The sequence below is a fragment of the Ardenticatena maritima genome, assembly GCF_001306175.1.
Lineage (GTDB): Bacteria > Chloroflexota > Anaerolineae > Ardenticatenales > Ardenticatenaceae > Ardenticatena > Ardenticatena maritima.
Genome location: NZ_LGKN01000005.1, coordinates 419697 through 439860, shown reverse-complemented (window position 1 = coordinate 439860; position 20164 = coordinate 419697). Strand labels below are relative to the sequence as shown.

18 protein-coding genes are annotated in these 20164 nt (G+C 60.2%); 12 read left to right on the top strand and 6 right to left on the bottom strand.

What is annotated here, in order from left to right; translation table 11 throughout:
• Positions 1 to 58 precede the first annotated feature (58 nt).
• From SE16_RS09740 to SE16_RS09730, 3 genes are all read left to right on the top strand, one after another.
• A complete protein-coding gene (locus SE16_RS09740) occupies positions 59 to 1750 on the top strand; it encodes a hypothetical protein (RefSeq protein WP_054491973.1) in 1692 nt (563 codons plus the stop codon).
• Between the two features lie 30 nt (positions 1751 to 1780).
• Positions 1781 to 2767 (top strand): AAA family ATPase, encoded by a 987-nt coding sequence (locus SE16_RS09735; protein ID WP_152918013.1) that lies wholly within the window; start codon positions 1781 to 1783, stop codon positions 2765 to 2767.
• A 144-nt stretch (positions 2768 to 2911) separates the two neighbouring features.
• A complete protein-coding gene (locus SE16_RS09730) occupies positions 2912 to 3802 on the top strand; it encodes a DUF58 domain-containing protein (protein WP_054491971.1) in 891 nt (296 codons plus the stop codon).
• Between the two features lie 92 nt (positions 3803 to 3894).
• Here SE16_RS09730 and SE16_RS16570 read toward each other — a convergent pair whose 3' ends face one another.
• Together SE16_RS16570 and SE16_RS09725 are read right to left on the bottom strand one after the other, a co-directional pair.
• Complete coding sequence (locus SE16_RS16570; RefSeq protein WP_268753456.1) at positions 3895 to 4020, bottom strand: hypothetical protein; 126 nt, start codon at positions 4018 to 4020, stop codon at positions 3895 to 3897.
• Positions 4021 to 4082: 62 nt separating this feature from the next.
• A complete protein-coding gene (locus tag SE16_RS09725; RefSeq protein WP_054491970.1) occupies positions 4083 to 4859 on the bottom strand; it encodes a biotin--[acetyl-CoA-carboxylase] ligase in 777 nt (258 codons plus the stop codon).
• A gap of 87 nt (positions 4860 to 4946) precedes the next feature.
• Here SE16_RS09725 and SE16_RS09720 point away from each other — a divergent pair, with 87 nt between their 5' ends.
• The 6 genes from SE16_RS09720 to SE16_RS09695 all read left to right on the top strand — a co-directional run bounded on the left by SE16_RS09720 (position 4947) and on the right by SE16_RS09695 (position 12011).
• Positions 4947 to 5939, top strand: coding sequence for a bifunctional heptose 7-phosphate kinase/heptose 1-phosphate adenyltransferase (locus SE16_RS09720; RefSeq protein WP_060687551.1), 993 nt, complete (start codon positions 4947 to 4949; stop codon positions 5937 to 5939).
• A 13-nt stretch (positions 5940 to 5952) separates the two neighbouring features.
• Positions 5953 to 6432, top strand: a complete 480-nt coding sequence (locus SE16_RS09715) for an adenylyltransferase/cytidyltransferase family protein (RefSeq protein WP_054493929.1) — start codon at positions 5953 to 5955, stop codon at positions 6430 to 6432.
• Positions 6429 to 8039, top strand: a complete 1611-nt coding sequence (gene murJ / locus SE16_RS09710; RefSeq protein WP_060687549.1) for a murein biosynthesis integral membrane protein MurJ — start codon at positions 6429 to 6431, stop codon at positions 8037 to 8039. Before SE16_RS09715 ends, murJ begins: the two co-directional genes overlap by 4 nt.
• 5 nt (positions 8040 to 8044) lie before the next feature.
• On the top strand, positions 8045 to 10072 hold the full coding sequence (locus SE16_RS09705) for an ArnT family glycosyltransferase (RefSeq protein ID WP_160317022.1): 2028 nt from the start codon (positions 8045 to 8047) through the stop codon (positions 10070 to 10072).
• An 81-nt stretch (positions 10073 to 10153) separates the two neighbouring features.
• Complete coding sequence (locus SE16_RS09700) at positions 10154 to 10918, top strand: YIP1 family protein (RefSeq protein ID WP_054493764.1); 765 nt, start codon at positions 10154 to 10156, stop codon at positions 10916 to 10918.
• A 142-nt stretch (positions 10919 to 11060) separates the two neighbouring features.
• Complete coding sequence (locus SE16_RS09695) at positions 11061 to 12011, top strand: DUF4349 domain-containing protein (protein ID WP_054493763.1); 951 nt, start codon at positions 11061 to 11063, stop codon at positions 12009 to 12011.
• Positions 12012 to 12077: 66 nt separating this feature from the next.
• On the opposite strand, the gene gyrA is transcribed toward SE16_RS09695, so the two are convergent.
• The 4 genes from gyrA to SE16_RS09675 all read right to left on the bottom strand — a co-directional run bounded on the left by gyrA (position 12078) and on the right by SE16_RS09675 (position 17171).
• Positions 12078 to 14543 carry a DNA gyrase subunit A gene (gene gyrA / locus SE16_RS09690; RefSeq protein WP_054493762.1) on the bottom strand — a complete coding sequence of 822 codons (2466 nt, stop codon included), beginning with the start codon at positions 14541 to 14543 and terminating at the stop codon, positions 12078 to 12080.
• 103 nt (positions 14544 to 14646) lie between these two features.
• Entirely contained in the window at positions 14647 to 15690 is a 1044-nt protein-coding gene (locus SE16_RS09685) for a LysM peptidoglycan-binding domain-containing protein (protein WP_161804530.1), read from the bottom strand.
• 5 nt (positions 15691 to 15695) lie between these two features.
• Positions 15696 to 16436, bottom strand: a complete 741-nt coding sequence (locus SE16_RS16005; protein ID WP_054491949.1) for a LysM peptidoglycan-binding domain-containing protein — start codon at positions 16434 to 16436, stop codon at positions 15696 to 15698.
• 9 nt (positions 16437 to 16445) lie between these two features.
• The gene (locus tag SE16_RS09675; RefSeq protein WP_054491950.1) at positions 16446 to 17171 is read right to left on the bottom strand and encodes a LysM peptidoglycan-binding domain-containing protein; all 726 of its coding nucleotides are present in this window, start codon (positions 17169 to 17171) and stop codon (positions 16446 to 16448) included.
• 175 nt (positions 17172 to 17346) lie between these two features.
• Here SE16_RS09675 and SE16_RS09670 point away from each other — a divergent pair, with 175 nt between their 5' ends.
• The 3 genes from SE16_RS09670 to SE16_RS09660 all read left to right on the top strand — a co-directional run bounded on the left by SE16_RS09670 (position 17347) and on the right by SE16_RS09660 (position 20071).
• Positions 17347 to 18102, top strand: a complete 756-nt coding sequence (locus SE16_RS09670) for a metallophosphoesterase family protein (RefSeq protein WP_054491951.1) — start codon at positions 17347 to 17349, stop codon at positions 18100 to 18102.
• Between the two features lie 9 nt (positions 18103 to 18111).
• A complete protein-coding gene (locus SE16_RS09665) occupies positions 18112 to 19581 on the top strand; it encodes a DUF4129 domain-containing protein (protein ID WP_054491952.1) in 1470 nt (489 codons plus the stop codon).
• A 118-nt stretch (positions 19582 to 19699) separates the two neighbouring features.
• The gene (locus SE16_RS09660) at positions 19700 to 20071 is read left to right on the top strand and encodes a roadblock/LC7 domain-containing protein (protein ID WP_054491953.1); all 372 of its coding nucleotides are present in this window, start codon (positions 19700 to 19702) and stop codon (positions 20069 to 20071) included.
• Positions 20072 to 20164: the final 93 nt, after the last annotated feature.

Below are 20164 nucleotides of genomic sequence, written 5' to 3'. Positions count from 1 at the left end.
TTGGACGTTTAGACAAAAGCGGCTAGCATGATGAAAAGCGTATGGCGAAGGTGGGGGCATGGACCAGCAACCGACAATGGAAAGTGAAGAGCGCCTGTTTCGCGCATTGCAGCGGATACGGCGGTATGCTCGCCGCCGCGCGCTGGTGGAACACGGCGCACATTGGGCATGGGCGCCTCCCCTTTTGGCGTTGTGTGTGCAGGTGCTGGCGCGTGCCGTGCCGCTTGAACACGCCGACCTGCTGACGGTGAGCATGCCGCTGGCGCTGGTGCTGGTCTGGCTGGCGTGGGAATGGCTACGCCCCATGCCGCTGGCTCACGTGGCGTTGTGGGCGGATACCGAAGCCCATCTCAAAGAACGCCTCACCACAGCGCTCGACCTGCTGGCGCACGCGCCGCACGAACGCCCGCCCCTGGCGTCGCGCCAGATTGCCGACGCCGCCGACCATGCCGAACGCCTCGCCCGCGACGCCCGCCGCCTTTTGCCGCCCCGCCTTGCCACGCGCCCGCCCGCGCTGGCGGCGGTGTTGGTTGTGGGCGTTGTGGCGCTCTGGTGGTTGCCCAACCCCCAGGATGCGGTACTCGCCGAACGGCGAGCGATACGCGCCGCCGCCCAGGCCGAAGCCGAACGATTGGAGCAAGTGCGCGAAGCGCTCACCCCGCGCGACCGCTTGCCCCCACCCGACCTTGAAGCCGTCTTGCAAGAACTTGACCGCCTCGCGCTTGCATTGCGCACCAACCCAGGCGACCTTGAAAAAGCGCTTGCCGACATCGAAGCCGCCCGCGCGGCGCTCGAAGCGCAGGTGCCCCCCAACCTTGCCGCCCAAGAGGACGCCTTGCAAGCCCTCAGCCGCCAACTGGAAAGCGCCAGTCGCCCCAACGAACCACCCACTGGCGACGCTCGCGCCGCCGCCCAAGCCTTGCGCGACCTGGCGTCGCGTTTGGGGTCGCTTTCACCGTTGGAACGCGCCGACCTCGCCGCCCAATTGCGCGAACAAGCCGCGGCTGTCGCGCCTTTCGACGCCGACCTTGCCGCCGACCTGAACGCGCTTGCCAACGCCCTCACCCAAAACGACCTTGCCGCCGCGCAGGAAGCGGCGGAGCAAGCCGCCCAGCGGCTGGAAGCCGCGGACGACGCCTTGCAAGCCGCCGAAACCGCCCAACGTGCCGCCCAGGAACTTGACGCCACGCGGCGTGCTGTTGCCCGTGCCGCACAACAGGCGCAAGCCCAGGCGCAGGCTGGCGGCCAGAATGGGCAAAGCGGTCAAAATGGCCAGAACGCCGGAACCGGGCAAGGGGGACAGGGAACCGGTGGCCAGAATGGGGCGCAAGGGCAAAATGGGGCTCCCAACCCGCAAGGCGGACAAAACGGGCAACCTGGCGGTGGGGGCGGCACAACCGCCGGGCAATTGCCGGGCGGCACGCGCCAGGGGCAATTTTCAGGGAGCGACCCCAACCGCGCCGGTCCCGGAGCGTTGGAGGGGGCGTATCAACCGGGCGTTTTTGCGCCGGTTGCGCCCACCAACCCCGACATTGACCGCGTGGAAGGCACGCTCGGCGACAATGGCACAAGCACGGAACGCCTCAGCGCCCCCGGTGCGGGCGTGCAAAACCCCGCCATTGTCCCGCTGGATGCGGCGTTGCCGGTGTATGCCGAAAGTGCTGCGCGCGCACTCGAACAGGAGCAGTATCCGCCTCATTTGCGCACCTTCATTCAGGAATACTTTACTGCTTTGGGCGGTCAACCATAGCCACCAAACCAAGCCATGCAGGAGGAACCCATGTCCATGACGCCCGAAACGTTCCGCGCCACCGCCGCCGCCATCGAACAGGAGGTTGGGCGCGTGATTGTCGGCCAGCAGGCGCTCATCCGGGGGGTGCTCATCACCTTGCTGGCGGGAGGGAACGCCCTCCTGGAAGGGGTGCCCGGCTTGGGCAAAACCATGCTCATTCGCACGCTGGCTGATGTGCTGGATGTGCAGTTTAGCCGCATTCAATTCACGCCCGACCTGATGCCTGCGGACATCACGGGCACGAACATTATCGCTGAAGACGAGCAGGGGCGGCGCTTCTTCCGCTTCGAGCCGGGGCCCATTTTCGCCAATCTCGTGCTGGCGGACGAAATCAACCGCGCCACGCCCAAAACCCAATCGGCGCTGTTGGAAGCCATGCAGGAGCGTACCGTCACCGTTGCCCGCCAGATTCACACATTGCCGCAACCTTTCTTTGTGCTGGCAACCCAAAACCCGCTGGAAATGGAAGGGACATATCCGCTCCCCGAAGCCCAATTGGACCGCTTTTTCTTCAAAATTGATGTGCCCTTCCCCAGTGTGGAAGAGTTGGTGGAAATCGCGCGGCGTACCACAGGCGCGGAAACGCCTCGCGCGCAAACTGTTGCCGATGGCGCAACCGTGCTTGCCATGCAGGCGCTCGCCCGCGAAGTCCCCATCGCTGACGCCGTGTTGACCTACGTCGCGCGCCTGGTGCGTGCGACCCACCCCACCGACGCCAACGCCCCCGACACCGTGCGGCGGTATGTGCGCTATGGAGCGTCTCCGCGTGGGATGCAAGCCATCATCCTGGCGGCGAAAATCACCGCCCTGCTCGACGGGCGCTTCAATGTCGCGTTCGACGATGTGCGCGCCGTGGCGACGCCAGCCTTGCGGCACCGCATTGGCTTGAACTTCGAGGCGCTCGCCGAGGGCGTCAGCACGGATACGATTGTGGAAACCTTGCTCGACCACGTCCAGCCGCAAGCCGCCTTGTGAAATGGTGCACAACATCTTGTGGTGGTGTTTCCAGTACAACACAAGCCTTGTGGAAAAGTCTGTGGACAAGTGTGGAAAACTGCCGTTTTTGATGTGGATAACGTGGGAAAAGTGTGGAAAACTCGCCCATAGGTGTGGGAAATCATGACGCTTCAACGTGAAGACGCCCCCTTGCTCGAAAGCGCTTTTTTGCGCCGATTGGAACAACTGACGCTTGTCAGCCGACAGGTGCGGCGTGGCATGTTGCAGGGGGAGCGCCGCAGCCCCAAACGGGGGCTTTCGGTGGAATTTGCCGACTATCGCCCATATGTGCCCGGCGATGATTTGCGTCAACTGGATTGGAACGTCTATGCGCGGCTGGAACGCTTTTTCATCAAACTCTTTGTTGAAGAAGAAGACATCACCGTCCATCTTCTTTTGGATGCGAGCCGTTCCATGGCGTGGGGTGCGCCTTCCAAACTGCGCCTGGCTGTGCAGACAGCCGCCGCCATCGGCTACATCGCCCTCAACCATCTCGACCGGGTGACGCTCACGCGCTTTGGGGCAACGCGCGACACCTTGCCGCCCCGCCGTGGGCGGCAAGCCGCACTGGCGTTGTTCGACTTCTTGCAGCAGACGCGCGCCGAGGGCGCTACACACATGGGCGAACACTTGCGGGCATACGCCGCCGCAGCACGCCACCCTGGCCCGTTGTACCTCATCACCGACCTGCTCGACCCCACCTGGCAAGACGGCATGCGCGCCCTGCTGGCACGCCAATTTGAAATCAACATCCTGCACATTCTGGCGCCTGATGAGCGCACCCCTGATTTTTTTGGCGATTGGCGCTTGCGTGATGCCGAAACGGGGCAGACCGTGGAAATCACATTGGACAACGCCTTGCTGGATGCGTACCACCGCCACCTCAACGCCTGGCTTGATGAGGTGCGGCAGTGGTGTCAGGCGCGCGCCATCACGCATGTGTTGGTGCCGTCCGAAACCGCGCTCGATGCGTTGTTGTTTGGGCTTCTGCAACGGTATGGTCTGTTGCGGTAGGCGGCGTACACTTGCGGCGATACCGGTCGGTACATTGCAAAACGCCCACCCCATGCACGGGGTGGGCGTTGCCGTCTCAAACCGGGGAAGGGTTAGCACCCAAAACAGAGTTTTCCTGCCCAAAAGAGCAGGAAGCACCCATACACAACCACGTTCAGGAAAATCAACACGCTGATGATGAAGAGCCAATGTTTGGGTGTAAACAGGCTGAAATCCATGGCTGTCCCTCACGCTTTGCAGTTCGCTCCTGTGTCAACCTTACGACGGCTTTGCGGTGGCGTCAAGTTTCTGACGAAGGAAAACGCACACGCACATCCGCCGCATAGATGGCGCGCACACCTTCTTCGGTTTGTACCAGCAGCGCCCCATCTTCGGCCACATCCAGCGCCACACCATACCAGGCGTCTTCCTCTTCAAAGACGGTGATGGGCTTGCCAAGCATCGGGGCGCGCGCTCGCCAGGCGTCTAACGACCATGCGCCCGCTTGCAAGGCGTCGTAGGCTGTTTCCAGGCGCGGCAACAGCGCCGCCAGAAGGTCTTCCCGCTCCCAAATTTGCCCCGTTTCCAGGCGCAGACTGGTGGCGGGCATTCCCACACGCTCAAAATCGTGCGCTTGCATGTTGACGTTGATGCCCATGCCAATCACAGCCGCTTGTTGCCCGCGTTGTATCACCGTTTCCACCAGCACACCCGCGACTTTGCGCTCGCCTATGAGGACATCGTTCGGCCATTTGACCGTGGCGCGCGCACCGCTCACGGCTTCTATCGTTTCAGCCAGTACAGCGCCTGTCATCAATGGGAGAAGCCCCACCGCCTGACGTGGACGTACCAGCAGGCTCATCAACAACCCCGTGCCCGGCGGTGCGATCCATTGACGCCCGCGCCGCCCCCGTCCTGCGGTTTGTTCGTCGGCGACGAGCAGTGTGCCTTCTTCCGCACCGCGCACCGCCCATTCCAGCAACTCGCGATTGGTCGAGTCAATGCGGTCGTACCAGTAGAGCGGTCGCCCAAAGCGGCGTGTAGCCAGGCGTGCTTCGATATCAGTGCGTCGAATCATGGCGGTTTTTCCACAATCTGCTTTTGTTTCCACACATTTGCAGTATACTGCTGCGCGTGATGAACGCAATACCATGTTGAAGCAACCATGAAGCATCTGGAGAACTTGGTCCAGCACACTGTGCTTGTGTTGGGCGACCTGATTCTTGATGAATACCTTTCCGGGCGGGCGGTGCGCCTCTCGCGCGAGGCGCCGGTGCCTGTGCTGGAACGCACTCGCCGCACGCTTGTGGCGGGTGGCGCCGCCAACCCCGCCGTCAACCTGGCGCGTTTGGGGGCGGAGGCTTGGGTGGCGGGCGTGGTCGGCGATGACCAGCAGGGGCGCGACCTGCTGGATTTGCTGCACCGGGCGGGCGTGCACACCGAGGCGGTAGTGCGCGACCCCTCGCGTCCCACCACGACGAAAACGCGCATTGTGGCCGAGGGAAGTTTTGTGCATGGGCAGCATTTGGCGCGTATTGACCATCTGGATCGTCGCCCGCTGGATCATCCTGTCGAAACGCTGTTGGTCGAGCGGCTTCATCATGTTGCCGGGCGCGTGAACGCCATTGCGGTGAGCAACTATCGCAACGGCGTCATCACCGACGGCGTTATCGCCGCTTGCCATGCCGCGCGTGCCCAACACGGCGTTTTGCTCTGTGTGGATTCGCAAGGCGGCTTGCAGCGCTTTCGAGGGTTCGATGTGGTGAAATGCAACCGCGCCGAAGCCGAAAGCGAACTGGGGGCGCACTTGCCCGATGCGCCCGCCGAGCGGCTGGACGCCGTGCGCGCCTTGCGCCGGCAGTGTGATGCCCATTGGCTTGTGGTGACGCTGGGGGATGAAGGCATGGTGTGGGCGACACCCGACGCCGCGGGGCATGTGCCCCCTGCGCGGCGCGCCACCGTGTACGATGTGACGGGAGCGGGCGATACCGTGCTGGCTCTGCTCACGCTGGCGCGGCTGGCGGGGCTTGCCCCCGCCGACGCGTGCCACCTTGCCAACCTGGCGGCTGGGCTGGTGGTGCAAGTGTTGGGCAACTACGCGCCCACGCGCGACGAACTCGAATCTCTCTGGCAGGCGCATCCCACGCCGCCGGTATGAACGAGGCGGACCTATGGGACGTATTCTCACATTGGATGATGCACAGCGCGAACGTGAACGCTTGCGCGCTGAAGGCAAACGCCTGGTGCTCACAAACGGGTGCTTCGACCTGTTGCACGTCGGGCATTTGCGCTCTTTGCGAACCGCCGCTGCCCAAGGCGATCTGCTCTGGGTGGGGCTCAATAGCGATGCGGCTGTGCGTCTGCTCAAAGGACCACAGCGCCCGCTCGTGCCTTGGGAAGAGCGCGCCGAACTCCTCAGCGCGCTTGACGTTGTGGATGCCGTGATCGGATTCAACGACATCACCGCGGCACACCTTCTTGTGGCACTTCGCCCTGATGTGTACGTCAAAGGGGGCGATTACACCCCTGCAACCCTTCCCGAATATCGCCTGGCACGCTTGCTTGGCGCCGACGTGGTGTTGGTGCCGCCTGTGCCGGCACGTTCAACCAGTCAACTCATTGCCACCGTTGTTGAACGATACGCGCCATGAGTGCTGAAACACCGCATGCCACACCTGCTACCGAACCGCAACCGGTGATTGTCCCCTCACGGCGGGGTATTGCGCGCGCCGCAAGCATCATCAGTTTGGGGAATATCGCCAGCCGCGTGCTGGGCTTGGTGCGCGAAACCGCCTTTGCCAATGCTTTTGGCGCCAGTGGGGCGTTCAGCGCCTTTACCGCCGCCGCCCAAATCCCCATGATGATTCATGACATGCTCATCGGCGGCTTGCTCAGTTCCGCGCTTGTGCCTGTGTTCAGCGAACACGCCGAGGACCGCGAAGCGATTTGGCGCATTGTGAGCATCGTGTTGGGCACCATCGTGGTGCTGGTTTCGCTGGCGGTTTTGCTGGTTGAATTGACGGCGCCGGCGCTCACCGTCTTGCTTGTCGGCGGCTTTTCGCCCGAATTGCAAGCGCTCACCACGCAACTCATCCGCCTGGTGACGCCTGCGGTGCTTCTGCTGAGTGTCGCGGGCGTGCTCACAGGGTTGCTCTACGCGCTCAAACGCTTCACCTTCGCCGCGTTTGGGGCGGCGGTGTACAACATCGGCATGATTGTCGGGGCGGTCTGGCTAACGCGCTTTTTCGACGAACCGCACCGCATCTATGCCCTGGCGCTCGGCATGTTGCTGGGGTCGGCGGGGCAAGTGCTTCTCCTGCTGCCCGACTTGCGCGACCAGCGCATTCGCCTGGCGTTTGATTGGCGGCATCCCGTTTTGCGGCGCATTGGCAAACTCTATCTGCCCATTGCCTTGGGGCTGGTCATCAGCCAGATTGGCATTTTCATTGATCGCAACCTCGCATCGGGGACGGGTGAACAAAGCATTTCGTGGATGCGGTACGCCACCACGCTCATCCAGTTCCCGCTGGGGCTGATTGCCGCCGCCGTCTCGCTCGCCGTCTTGCCCAATCTCTCTGAACTGGCATCGCGGCGGCAGTTTGAAGCGTATCGGCAGACGCTCTTCACCGGCTTGCGGCTGGTGCTGGTGTTGATTTTGCCCGCCACATTGGGCTTGTTCGTGCTGGCGCACCCGATTGTGGCGTTATTGTTCCAGCGGGGCGAATTTACCGCCTACGATACCGCATGGACGGCGCGGGCGTTGCGCCTCTACTTGCTGGGGTTGCCCTTCGCCGCCATAGACCAGCCGCTGGTGTTTGGCTTTTACGCCCGCCAAAACACCACGTTGCCCGCCATTGTCGGGGCGATTGCGGTGGGGATTTACACGCTCGTGGCGCTCTCGTTCGTCAACACCTTCGGCATGATGGCGCTGGTCGCCGCCAATTCGATTCAGTGGATGGGGCACGCCTTCATCATGTTGTGGCTCACGCGCCGCCATGTGGGCACGTTCCACGAAAGCGGTTTGCTGACGACGACACTCAAGGCGGGGCTTGCCGCGCTCATCATGGCGGTTGGCGTTGCTGGGGCGCTGGCTGGGCTGACGCCCATGCTCCCCGCCACGCTGGTGGGGCGGGTGTTGGCGGTGGTTGTGCCGGCGCTGGTGGGCGTCGGTCTCTATGCCCTGATGGTTTGGCTGTTGCGGCTGGATGAAGCCCGTGCGGCGGCGCGCCTCGTCTGGAAAAAAGTGCGCGGGCGGTAATGCGCATGAGCGTGCAGGTTCATCGGCTGTTGCGGGCGTCCCGTTTGGCGGCGTGGGGGCTTCCGCTGGCGATTGTGGCGCTGGCGCTTCTCCTGCGCATGGCGTTCCCCACTCTGGTGGAATTCAAGTATGACGAGGCGAATGTGGTGCGGCGGGCGCTTGCCATTGCCTACGAAGGCGACCGCCCCGCAGTGGGGGCTATTTCTTCCGTGGGCACGTTTCACCCCCCTTTGCACTTGTACCTGGCGGCGCTGCCGCTCCGTCTCTGGCCTGACCCCGTTGCGCTGGTGCTCTTTCTGGGCTTTTTGGGCGGCGTGGCGGTTTGGATGTGCTACTTGCTGGGGCGCACCTACCTGGGGCGCGACGTCGGGCTGATTGCCGCTTATCTGTTTGCTGTCAACTCGTGGTCGGTTTACTACACACGCAAAATCTGGACGCAGAACAACCCGCTCGTCACCGTGCTCTTTTTCATGGCGTTGCTGGCGTTTGTTGTGCAGGGGCGGGCGTGGGCGCTCAGCGGGGCGTTTTTGGGAGCGGCGGCGCTCATCAGCCTGCATTTGGGTGGGTTGGCGTTTGTCCCTGTGCTCGTGCTGGCGTTGTTCATGGGACGCCGACGCCTTGCATGGCGACCTTTGGCGCTTGGGGTGGTGCTCTTTGGGCTTCTGCTGGCGCCCTATTTCATCCATGACGCACGCCACGGGTGGGAGAAGGTGCGCGGGTTTCTTGAATATACGGGCGGAGAAGCGCATTTCTCCACTGCCGCACTGCGCTATGCGTTCTTGCTGACCGGGAGCAAGGCGGGGTTGACCGTTGTGGGGGGAAACCGCGAGGCGTACCTGGCGGGATTGCCCAACCTCTGGTGGCTTGATCGGGTTGCTGCGGTCTGTTTGGCGCTGGCGCTGGTGTATGCGCTTGTAGAGGCGGTGCGTGGTGATGAAACGCGCCGCCGCACTTTGCTGGTGTTGCTGCTCTGGTTCTGGACGCCTGTTCTTTTGCAAAGCCGCCCCACACGCCCAATCTATCCGCATTATTTCATTCTGCTTTTCCCCGTCCAATTCCTGCTGATAGCGTTCCTGCTGGTTGATGGGGGGCGGCGATTGCCGGATTGGCGTCTCTCATTGGCGACAAAAACGGTTTCCGCCAAGCGGCTGGTGTTGGTCGCGGGGTTGCTGGTTTGGGGGGCTTGGAATATCGCAGCGCTGGGGCGCTTGTGGTTCGTGATGGAGGCGTACCCCAAAGGCGGCGGCTATGGCGCCCCGCTCAAATACACGCGCCAGGCGGCGCATACCGCCCGCGCGTTAGCCGCCGACGGCGAGGTAGTGGTGCTGACTGACGGATTGACGCCCTTCATTGATGAAGCGCCCACGCTTTTTGAAGCATTATTGTTCAACACCCCTCATCGCTTTGCCAACGGCGCCTGGGCGCTTCCTCTGCCTGAAATGCCTACCACTGTGTATCTCGTGGGGGAGATTCCCCCCGATGCTGAATCAGTTGCGCCTTTGCTGGATGGTCTGGCTGCGTGGCATTCCCCGCGTGCGCACACGGCGCTGGTGATGCCCGGTGGGTGGGCGTATGAGGTGTGGGCGTTTTCATCGGACGTGCGCACGACGGTGTGGCGGCACCTTACGCGCTTTCCGCGCCCATTGAGGCTGGCAAACGGTGTGACGTTTGAAGGCTACACGCTGCGCGGAGAAGCCCGACCTGGCAACACACTGGAAGTTTGGCTGGCGTGGCGGGTACACCAGGCGCAACCGACGGGCGTCGAGTATCACTTTTTTGTGCACCTGCTGGATGAAGGCGGCGCACGCCATGCCCAGCACGACGGCACCGGTTTTCCCGCCTACGCCTGGCGTGTGGGCGACCTCGTGCTCAGCCGATTTGTGTTGACCCTGCCCCCTGACTTGACGCCGGGGCGCTATGTTTTGTGGGCGGGCATGTACACATACCCCGATGTTGTCAATGTGGCGGTGGTGGACGAAGCCGGCAACGCCGTGGACGCCGGCGTTTGGCTGGGCGACATCTTCATCGAATGAGCATGCGTGTGGCGTGCCAACCACAAGGCGCTTCTTTGCGTAGAAAAAAAAGCGTCCGCAACTGAACACCGGGAGGCTTCTATGAACGCTCAAGCCGTCTTGGGCTATTTGGTCGGATTGGTTGATCGTCCGTTGGAAACGTTTCGGAACATTGCGCCTCATGCGCGCCGTGCGTGGGTGGTGCCTGCTCTGTTGATGGTGCTCATTTTGGGGGTGCATTCGGTGCTCACGCGCGAGGCGCAAGCGGACTTGCAACAACGTGTGACCGAGTATGTGCTCACACATTCGCGCTTCGCCAGCCAATTGAGCCCCGCTGAGCGCGAGCAACTTTTGGAACAACAACGCCAGGCGCGCGGCGGTCTGTTCGACCCTGCTTCGCCCATGGGGTTTGCGCTTCAATTGAGTCTCAGCACGCTGGGGACGCTGGTGGGTTGGCTCATCTGGGGCGGTGTGCTGTATGGGCTGGCGTTATTGCTCGGCGGCGAAGACCTCACGTTTGCGCCTTTCTTCAACGTGGCGGCGTGGTCGTGGCTTCCGTTGGGGGTGGGCTTGCTTGTGCAAGCCGCCTATGTCGCCTGGTCGGGAACGATGCCCATTTATGAAGGGCTTTCGTTCCTGGTTGCCAGTGGCGAACCGATTGCCGACCTGTTCAACCCGTTGCATACCTTCCTCACCAAACTGACCGTGTGGCAACTCTGGTCGTGGTGGTTGCTCATCAATGGCACGGCGGCTGTCAGCGGATTTTCACGCCGCAAAGCCGCGGGGATGGTGCTTCCTGTCTGGTTTTTGTTTGCCGCCTTGCAGGTCGCCCCAACGGTCATTTCATCGCGGTTGCAGGGCTTCTGACCTTTCGGGCGTGCGCACAAAACACGCGGTGCATGGCGAACATGCGCCGCGTGTTGCTTTCAAGATGGAAAGTGTGGAACAAGGAGCAGCATTGTGACGTTTCATAGGCACACCAGCCCAAGGATATGCAAGGAGGAGTGCCATGAAACGTCTATCAACTGTTGTGCTCGGCTTTGTCTTCGTCCTGTTGACGGCATGCGGCGCCCGTACGGCTTCTTTTGAAGAAGCGCGCATGGCGCCGGAAACCGCTGACATGGCAATGAGTGCTCCCGTGGGAGCAGGAGCCCCCGCTGAGATGGCGGTTGCCAGCGAAAAAGCCTTTGTGGATGGGCAAGAAGGGGGTGCCGAAAGCGCGAACCCGCTTCTCTTTGATCGAAAAATCATCAAGACCGGCTCGATGACGCTGGAAGTCGATGACGTTTTCGATACCCTCGACCAAATCACCCTGCTGGCCACACACTATGGCGGGTATATGGTGGCTTCACGCACCTGGTATGAAGGCGAGTATGCCTACGCTCAGTTGACGCTTGCTGTGCCCGTTGACCAGTTTGAGCAGGCTGTGGCGCAAGCGCGCCGTTTGGGCAAAGTGCTCGATGAAGCCATTAGCAGCGAAGATGTGACCGACCAATACGTTGACCTGGAAGCCCGCATTCAAAATCTCGAAGCCACTGCTGCTCGCATTCGTGCGTTTCTGGATGAGGCGCAGACGGTAGAAGAGGCGTTGCGTGTCAATGCCGAGTTGAGCCGTGTCGAAGCGGAGTTGGAGCGCTTGAAGGGGCAACGCCAGGCGCTGGAAAAGCGCACCGCCTTTTCGACCTTGCAAGTGACCTTGCAGCCCGCTTTGCCGACGCCTATTGTTGAAGAAAACGGCTGGTCGCCCATGCAAACTGTGCGGGAAGCCTGGCGCACGCTGACGCACCTGGGGCGTGGCGTTGTAGATGCCGCCATTTGGCTGCTCGTGGTGGGTGGTCCGATAGTGTTGTTGGTGGGCGCTGTGGGATTTGTGGGCTGGCGTGGTTTGCGTGCGCTCTGGCGATTGGTGCGGATGCGCAAGCCTGCGTCTCCGCCGCTGAGCCCGCCGGCGGTTGAATAGTCGGCAACACATTCAACAAGAAAGCGGCGCACATTGAACGTGCGCCGCTTTGTTCTGTCAGCGAAATTATTTTTCTTCTTCAAGCCGTGCTGTGTCCAGCAACGCCAGGCTAGCGACCAGGTCGCCGTCGTCGAGTTTCATGACGCGCACCCCCCGCGCTTGCCGCCCCATTTGCGAAATCTGCTTGGCTTTGGTGCGAATGAGGATGCCTTCCGCCGAGATGATGGTAATGTCGCTTTCTTCCGTCACCACACGGGCGTCCACGATCGGGCCGGTCGTCTTCATGGCGCGGGCAATCGCACGCACGCCTTTGCCGTAGCGGCTTTGCGTGGGGAATTCGCTCAGCGGGACGCGCTTTCCGTAGCCGCGCGCCGTCACAATCAGCAAATCAGCGTTGGGTTGCACAACGTCCATTGCGGCAACTTCGTCGCCTTCTTCCAGGCGAATTGCCATGACGCCAGCCGCTGAGCGTCCCATGGGGCGCACATCTTCTTCGGAGAAGCGGATGGCTTGCCCTTGCTTGGTGACGATGATGAGTTCTTCGTTGCCGTGGGTCATCTTCACCCAACGCAATTCATCGTTGTCGTCCAGTCCTATGGCAATCAAGCCGCTTGAACGCACGGATTGGAACGCCGACAAATCCACCCGCTTGATACGCCCAAAGCGTGTGAGCATGACCAAATAGTCGGCGGCGTCCCAATCGCGCACAGGAATAGCGGCTGTCACCGTTTCATCTGGCGCGAGGTTGATGAGGTTGACCAGGGGCGTGCCTTTGCCTGTGCGCCCGCTATCGGGAATTTGGTAGGCGCGCACCTGGTACACCTTCCCTTTGTTTGTGAAGAAGAGCACGTCGTCATGCGTGCGGGCGGCGAACATTTCCTTGACTTCATCCTCGCCGCGCGTGCCCATGCCTTTCACACCACGCCCGCCGCGCCGCTGAGTGCGGAATGTTTTGGCGTCAATCCGCTTGATATAACCGCGGTCGGTAATCGTGACGAGGATAGGCACGTTGGGGATGAGGTCTTCCTCATCAAACGAGCCGTCCGCGCCTGGGATAATCTCGGTGCGGCGTTCATCGCCATATTTGGCTTTGATATCTTCCAGGTCTTCACGAATCAAGCCGCGAATTTTTTCTTCGTGTTCCAGCAAATCGGTCAGGTACGCGATGCGGGCTTGCAATTCGCGGTACTCGTCTTCCAATTTCTGGCGTTCCAACGCCGCCAGACGGCGCAACTGCATATCCAGAATAGCGCGGGCTTGTTCCTCGCTGAACCCGAACGTTTCAACCAGCGCGGTCAACGCCTCATCAGCGGAAGCCGACGCCCGAATGGTCTCAATCACGGCGTCAAGCACGTCCAGCGCTTTGAGCAGCCCTTCGACAATGTGGGCGCGCGCTTTGGCTTTGTCCAGTTCAAAGATGGTGCGGCGGCGAATGACCTCGATACGGTGGTCGAGGTAATGTTTGAGCATGTGCTTCAAGGGGAGAACGCGCGGCACGCCGCCGACGAGTGCCAGCATGTTGATGCCGTAGGAGACTTGCAGTTGGGTGTACTTGAACAACTGGTTGCGCACTTTGTTGGCAAACGCGCCCCGTTTCAGTTCGATAACGATGCGAATACCGTCGCGGTCGGTTTCGTCGCGGATGTCGCTAATCTGGTCAAGCCGCCCCTGGCGCACAAGTTCCGCCATGCGCTCAATGAGCGAGGATTTGTTCACCTGGTAGGGAATTTCGGTCACGACAATCTGCTGACGGCCGCCACGCAGGTCTTCGATTTCGGCGCGAGCGCGCACCGTGATTGTGCCGCGACCAGTGGCATAGGCGGCTTTGATGCCTTCTGTGCCTAAAATGCGGGCGGCGGTGGGAAAATCAGGCCCTTTGATGAAGTCCGTCAGTTCATCAACGCTGATGTCGTCAAAGCGTTCCCAATTGTCGAGCATGTAGATGAGCGCGTCGGCGACTTCGTTCAGGTTGTGCGGAGGAATGTTGGTCGCCATGCCAACGGCGATACCACTGGCGCCGTTCAGCAACAGGTTGGGAATGCGGGCGGGCAACACGACGGGTTCTTGCAAAGAGCCGTCGAAGTTGTCCACAAAGTCAACCGTGTTTTTGTCAATGTCGGCGAGCATTTCCATGGCGATGGGCGCGAGCCGCGCTTCGGTATAACGCATAGCGGCGGGAGAATCCCCGTCAATCGAACCGAAGTTGCCTTGCCCATCCACCAGTGGGTAGCGCATGGAAAAATCTTGCGCGAGGCGCGCCATGGCGTCGTACACGGCGCTGTCGCCGTGGGGGTGGTATTTCCCCAACACTTCCCCGACGATACGGGCGCTCTTTTTGTAGGGTTGGTTGGGGCGCAAGCCCATATCGTACATGGCGTAGAGGATGCGCCGATGGACGGGTTTCAGCCCGTCGCGCACGTCGGGCAGGGCGCGGCTGACAATCACGCTCATGGCATAGTCGAGGTAAGCGCCGCGCATTTCGTGTTCGATATCAATTTGCTCAATGCGTCCTGCAAAACTTGTCTCAGTCATAGGATGCGTCCTTCCAGCGAGGGTCTTCTGTGCGTCTTTTCACAACTCTTTTAGTATAGCCAGATTGGCGAGAGAAGCGAGTATGTCCACGTTGTGGCGCGTCTCAGCGCCAGGTGAAGCGCCACGTTTCGCTGGGGTGGCTGAGCGGCTGGCGCATGACGCCCCATACGCCCTGCACAATGCGCACACGCCAATTCCAGGTTGCGCCGTGGTCGTCCTCGGTCAGCACCCATTCGGTGGCGCGCGTCCAGCCGCGCGCGGCTGGTGGTTCGCCGTCGCGCCAGAGCATGACTTCAAACCAGGCGTCCTCAGGAAGCGGTGGTGCGCGCCATATGAGACGGGGCGGCGTTTCGGTTGTCAGGATGGCGGTGTTGGCGGGCGCGAGCAGGCGCGGCGCGGGGAGCGGCGTGGGCGTTGGCGTGGGGGCGGGGAGTGTGGCTTGGAGTGGGGCGTGGGTGGGTGTTGGGGGCGCTGTGCGCTCAGGCGCGGGAATGATGAGCCGTTGCCCAACACGCAGGGCGGTCGCGTCGTCCAACCGATTGCGTGTTTGGATGCGTTCGGCGGAGACGCCAAAGCGTTGCGCGATGGCAAACAGCGTATCGCCGGCTTGGACGGTGTACTGTTGCTCGCCGGGTGCAAGTGTGGGCGTGGCGGTTGGTGTGGGGGTGGGCGTAGGCGGGTTGGGTATGGCGTTGGGGTCAAGTGGGATGATGAGTTCTTGCCCAATTTGCAGGAAATCGGTTTCCAGCGCATTCGCTTGCCGGATGGCGTCTACGGTTGTCTCATACCGGCGGGCAATCAGCAACAAGGTTTCGCCCTGTTGCACGGTGTGCAGTGTGGTGGGGGGCGGTGTAGGGGTGGCGGTTGGCGTCGGCGTGGGCGTGGCTGTGGGGGGCGGCGGCAATGTGGGGCGGGGTGTTGGCGATGGGATGCGAGCGAGCGGCGCGAGGGCGGGGGTGGGAAGCAGGCGCGTTGGCGCATTTTGCGGCGCAAGCGGTGTTGGGTGGGTCAGACGGGGTGTTGCAACCCACAGCACAAGCCAGACCCCCAGGACGAGCAGCAGACCGTCGAGCCAGCGCGCAAACGGTTCTTGGCGCAGGTGATGGATGCGACGTAGAACGTTGGTTGCCAGTTCCCGCCAGTCCATGCGCTTCACGGGATGATGAGTTCCTGCCCGACTTGCAAACTGTCCGGGTTGATGTTGGGGTTGAGTTGGATGATCTCTTCGGTGCTCACGCCGAAGCGCTGCGCGATGAGATAGAGGGTGTCGCCGGGTTGCACAACATAGGTGCGGACGATGACATCACCTTCGCGCGGGATGATGAGTTCTTGCCCGATGCGCAAGATGTCGCTGGTGAGGCGGTTCGCCAGACGCAAGTCTTCCACGGTGACGCCAAAGCGTTGTGCAATGCCCAAAAGGGTGTCGCCTTGCTGGACGACATACACAAAGGGCGTTGGTGTGGCCGCGACGGTTGGCGTCGGTGTGGGTGTGGGCGTCGCCGTCGGTGGCAGAGCGGTGGGGGTTGCGCTGGGTGTTTCGGTTGGCGTCATGGTGGGCGTCGGTGTGGTAGTCGGCGCGCTGGTTGCGTGGGGTGTGGCTGTGGCGGTTGGGACGGGCGCGCGCGTGGCGGTGCGTGTTGGGCGGGGTGTCGGTGTTGGCGTTGCTGATGGAACGGGCGTGGCTGTTGGGGCTTGTGCAATGGGTTCAGAGCGTGTGGGAGACGGCACCGGGGCAAGTGCCAACAAGGCGAACAAGACCGCAAACGACGCGACCATGGCGGCTGTATCCAGCATGATGAGCCAGGTGGGGCGGTGGACCATGCGGCGGCTGTTGACCACCAACCAGACAAACCCCAACCAGATGACAAATGCGAAGACGATGAGAGGCGCCATAGCCCACCTTTAGGGAATGATGAGTTCTTGTCCGACTTGCAGGCTGTCAGGGTTGATGTTGGGGTTGAGCCGCACAATCTCGTCAATCGTGACGCCGAAGCGTTGGGCGATGAGGTAGAGTGTATCGCCTTGCTGAACGATGTACGTTCGCACAGCCGGCGTTGGTGTTGCCGTAGGCGGAACAGGTGTGGGTGTGGCTTCGGGCGTTGCTGTCGCCGCAACCGCTGTTTCGTCGGGTTGGGTTTCAGGTGTTGGGGTGAGTGGAATGATGAGTTGCTGGTCAACCTGAAGGGCGTCGCTGTTCAAATTGTTGGCGGCGCGCAACGCTTCCACTGTAACGCCAAACCGTTCTGCAATTGCTGCGAGCGTATCGCCCTGTTGAACCACGTACACAACAGGGGTTGGGGTTGGCGGTGGCGCAGGTGTTTCCGTTGGCTGGGGCGGTGTTTGGGTAGGCGACGGTGCAGCCGTCGGTGTCAGGGTTGGCGTTGGTGTGAGAATGACGACGGCTTTGCGGGGCTCCACGACCGGCGTTGGGGTGGCCTCGACGGTTGCCCCTTGCTGGCTCAAAACGACAGAAGTCACAAGGAAAGCCGTTATAGCGACTGCAATGAGATCAACGTAGAGACTGGCTTTGTGTTTCCACCGATTGCCTTGCCGGTAGCGCTGCCAGGCGATACCCAGTAGCCCAAGCACTAACAAACCGACAAGGATGCCTAGCCATTCATTCACCATTGATGTTTCTATCCCCCCACTCGTTCAAGCAGCGAAGCGGATTATAACGGTTGGACTTCAAAGAGCAAAAGAGCGTTTTCTGTTGATGTCGGCGTTGTTTTCGCAAGGTTGTTCATTTATGCTATTATCGACGCGTCTGAAGAAACCAAGTTTAAGGCTGACGGCAGAGCATTCTATGCGACACCTTATCATCTCTGATATCCATGCCAACCTTGTGGCACTGGAAACAGTGCTTGAACAGGCAAAACAATATGGCTATGACGATGTGTGGTGCCTGGGCGATATTGTCGGGTATGGACCAAACCCGAACGAGTGCGTGGAACTCGTCCGCGAACATGCCGTGTATAGTCTGGCAGGGAATCATGATTGGGCGGCGCTCGGTCGCATAGATATCAGCGATTTCAACCCTGACGCCCGTTATGCGGTTGAATGGACGCGCGCGCAGTTGACACCCGAGTCGGTTGAATATCTCCAATCGTTGCCGCCGCGCATTGACGATGTGGCGGATGTTTTTACCCTGGCGCATGGAAGCCCACGCCACCCGGTGTGGGAGTACATTATTTATCCCGCCACGGCGGCTGAAAACTTTGAGCATTTCGACACTCCATTTTGCCTCGTTGGACATACGCACCAGCCGGTTATCTTCCGCAAAGACCCGGACGACGATTACGTCCAAGCATTGTTGCCTGCTTTGCAACAACCATTGCCGATTGCCAGCGCCGCCAAGCAAGGTGTGCGCCTCATTATCAACCCCGGTTCAGTGGGGCAGCCCCGCGATGGTGACGCGCGGTCGAGTTTTGTGATTTATGATGATGAAACCGGCGCGCTGACCTACTATCGTTTGCCCTACAACATTGGTGAAACCCAATCGCGCATGCAGGCTGCGGGGTTGCCCGAACGCTTGATTATGCGGCTTGAATTTGGATGGTAAACAGGCCCCATGCGTAGCGCACTGGCTTTACGCATTCGCTGGGAGCTTTTGCATCTTTGCATTGCCACTTTTGAAGCGACGTGGGTGTACGCCTGGGTGGAAGCTCTTCACGCTCCCGGCGATGCGCACATAGGTTTCGGAGCGCTGTGGTTCTACGCGCTCGTGCTTTTTACCTTTTCGCGTTTTGTCATCGCACAAGAAACGTGGACCAACCGCCGGCAGTGGCTTGTATTGGGAGGTACAGCTGTTGGGTTGGCGCTTCTCCTTCTGCAATTGACTTTGTTCCCCACGTATGGCTGGTTAGGGCTCCATGAGATGTATGAGTTATTGGCGTCGCCGGTGGCTCTTTTTTTGGGGAGCGTAAGTCCCTTGACCAGTGGGGGAATCGCCTTTTTGCTGGTGTGGTTTCGTCTGATTCACAATTATGAATTTCAATTTACTTCGTATCGTTTTCGTTTGGGCGTTCTGTTTTTGTTTGCTGCGCTCCTCGTTGATACGTACAGCCCGTCCGTTGGGTGGTGGGTTCCCGTGATGTATTTTGTGAGCGGGCTTGTTGCCATTGCTTTGGCGCGTGCTGAAGATGTGAGTGCGATGACCAAAGGAGAGGCCTTACCGTTTACCCCGCAGTGGTTTCTCACGTTGTTCGTCGGTGTTGTTGTGATGTTTATAGCGGCTTCTTTTATCACATGGTTGTTCTCTGACAATGGGATAGCATGGCTTCGTGAGAATGTCCCATTGTTTTTTGTTGTGGGGAATAAAGTTGTTGACCTCTTTTTGTATCTGGTGTATTACATAGCAGCCTTCACCCTTTGGCTTCTCTCACCTTTATTGCGGATATTTCAGGAGGCGCTATCGGATGCGCGCCCTTTGATGCAGCCACTACCGCTACCCCCAACGCCTATGGCGGAAGAAGCGCAACCTGTATTCGGAAATTGGGCTTGGCTGAGAACTGTGTGGAACGTTTTGCGGGTTGTCGCACCGATGGCGATAATGGCGTTTCTGTTCTGGCTGGGCTTTGAGATGACGCAACGTGAGGAACAGACCGACGCTGATGTGTATGCCGATTTTACCACTGTGGTGCAGGAGGAACAGGAAGAGGACTCACTTCTTGATAAGTTGATGGCTCGCGGGCGGCGTTTTTTCCGATGGCCACGCAGGGCGGAGTATCGTACCGAGTCCGTTCGTGATTTGTACCGCAATTTGCTCATTCTTGGCGAACGTGTGGGACATCCACGCCACCCCGATCAAACGCCGCTTGAATATTGGGAGCAACTCCGTATGATTTGGCCGTCGTTGAGTGAACCTATCTTGAAACTGACGCAGACATACATTCAAACACGGTACGGGCATGAACCTGTAGATGATGACACGTTGGAAGAGTTGCGGCGTGTGTGGGAAACAATCCGAACATTTGTGACAACGCAAAAGGCGCATTCTGACTCAAAACACAAAATTTCCTCAAAAACATTGCCAATGTGACAAAAGCACCATTGACCAAAACCTTGACTTATGGTACGTTTGGTGATAGCAATACAGTATTCACTGGGCACACATCAATGATTTGTCAACAATGTTGACTTGAGGAGGAAACTACGTCATGGTTCGATCGCGAAATGAACAGATGTTGGAAGAGTTGCGCTCCTTGCGTCGCAATTCCCCCGATATTGAAGCATCCGCTATTGTGAGCGCCGACGGCTTGACGATTGCATCGGACTTGCCAACGGGTGTGGAAGAAGACCGTGTTTCCGCGATGTCCGCGGCAATGCTTTCGTTGGGTGAGCGTATTGCCTCTGAATTGGGGCGTGGTGCTCTGGATCAGGTGTATATTCGCGGGGACAAGGGGTATGTCATTCTGACCTCGGTCGGTGAAGAAGCGGTGTTGACGGTTCTTGCACGGCAAGAGGCGAAGTTGGGCTTGGTCTTCCTCGATATGCGGCGTGCTGCTGAAAGCCTGGCGAAAATCATCTGAAACCGACGTTTCGGAAAGCAACGGCCTCTGCCAATGCAGAGGCCGTTTTGGTATGCATGCAAAAAGCCCCCATGCGCGGGGGCTTTTTCTTTG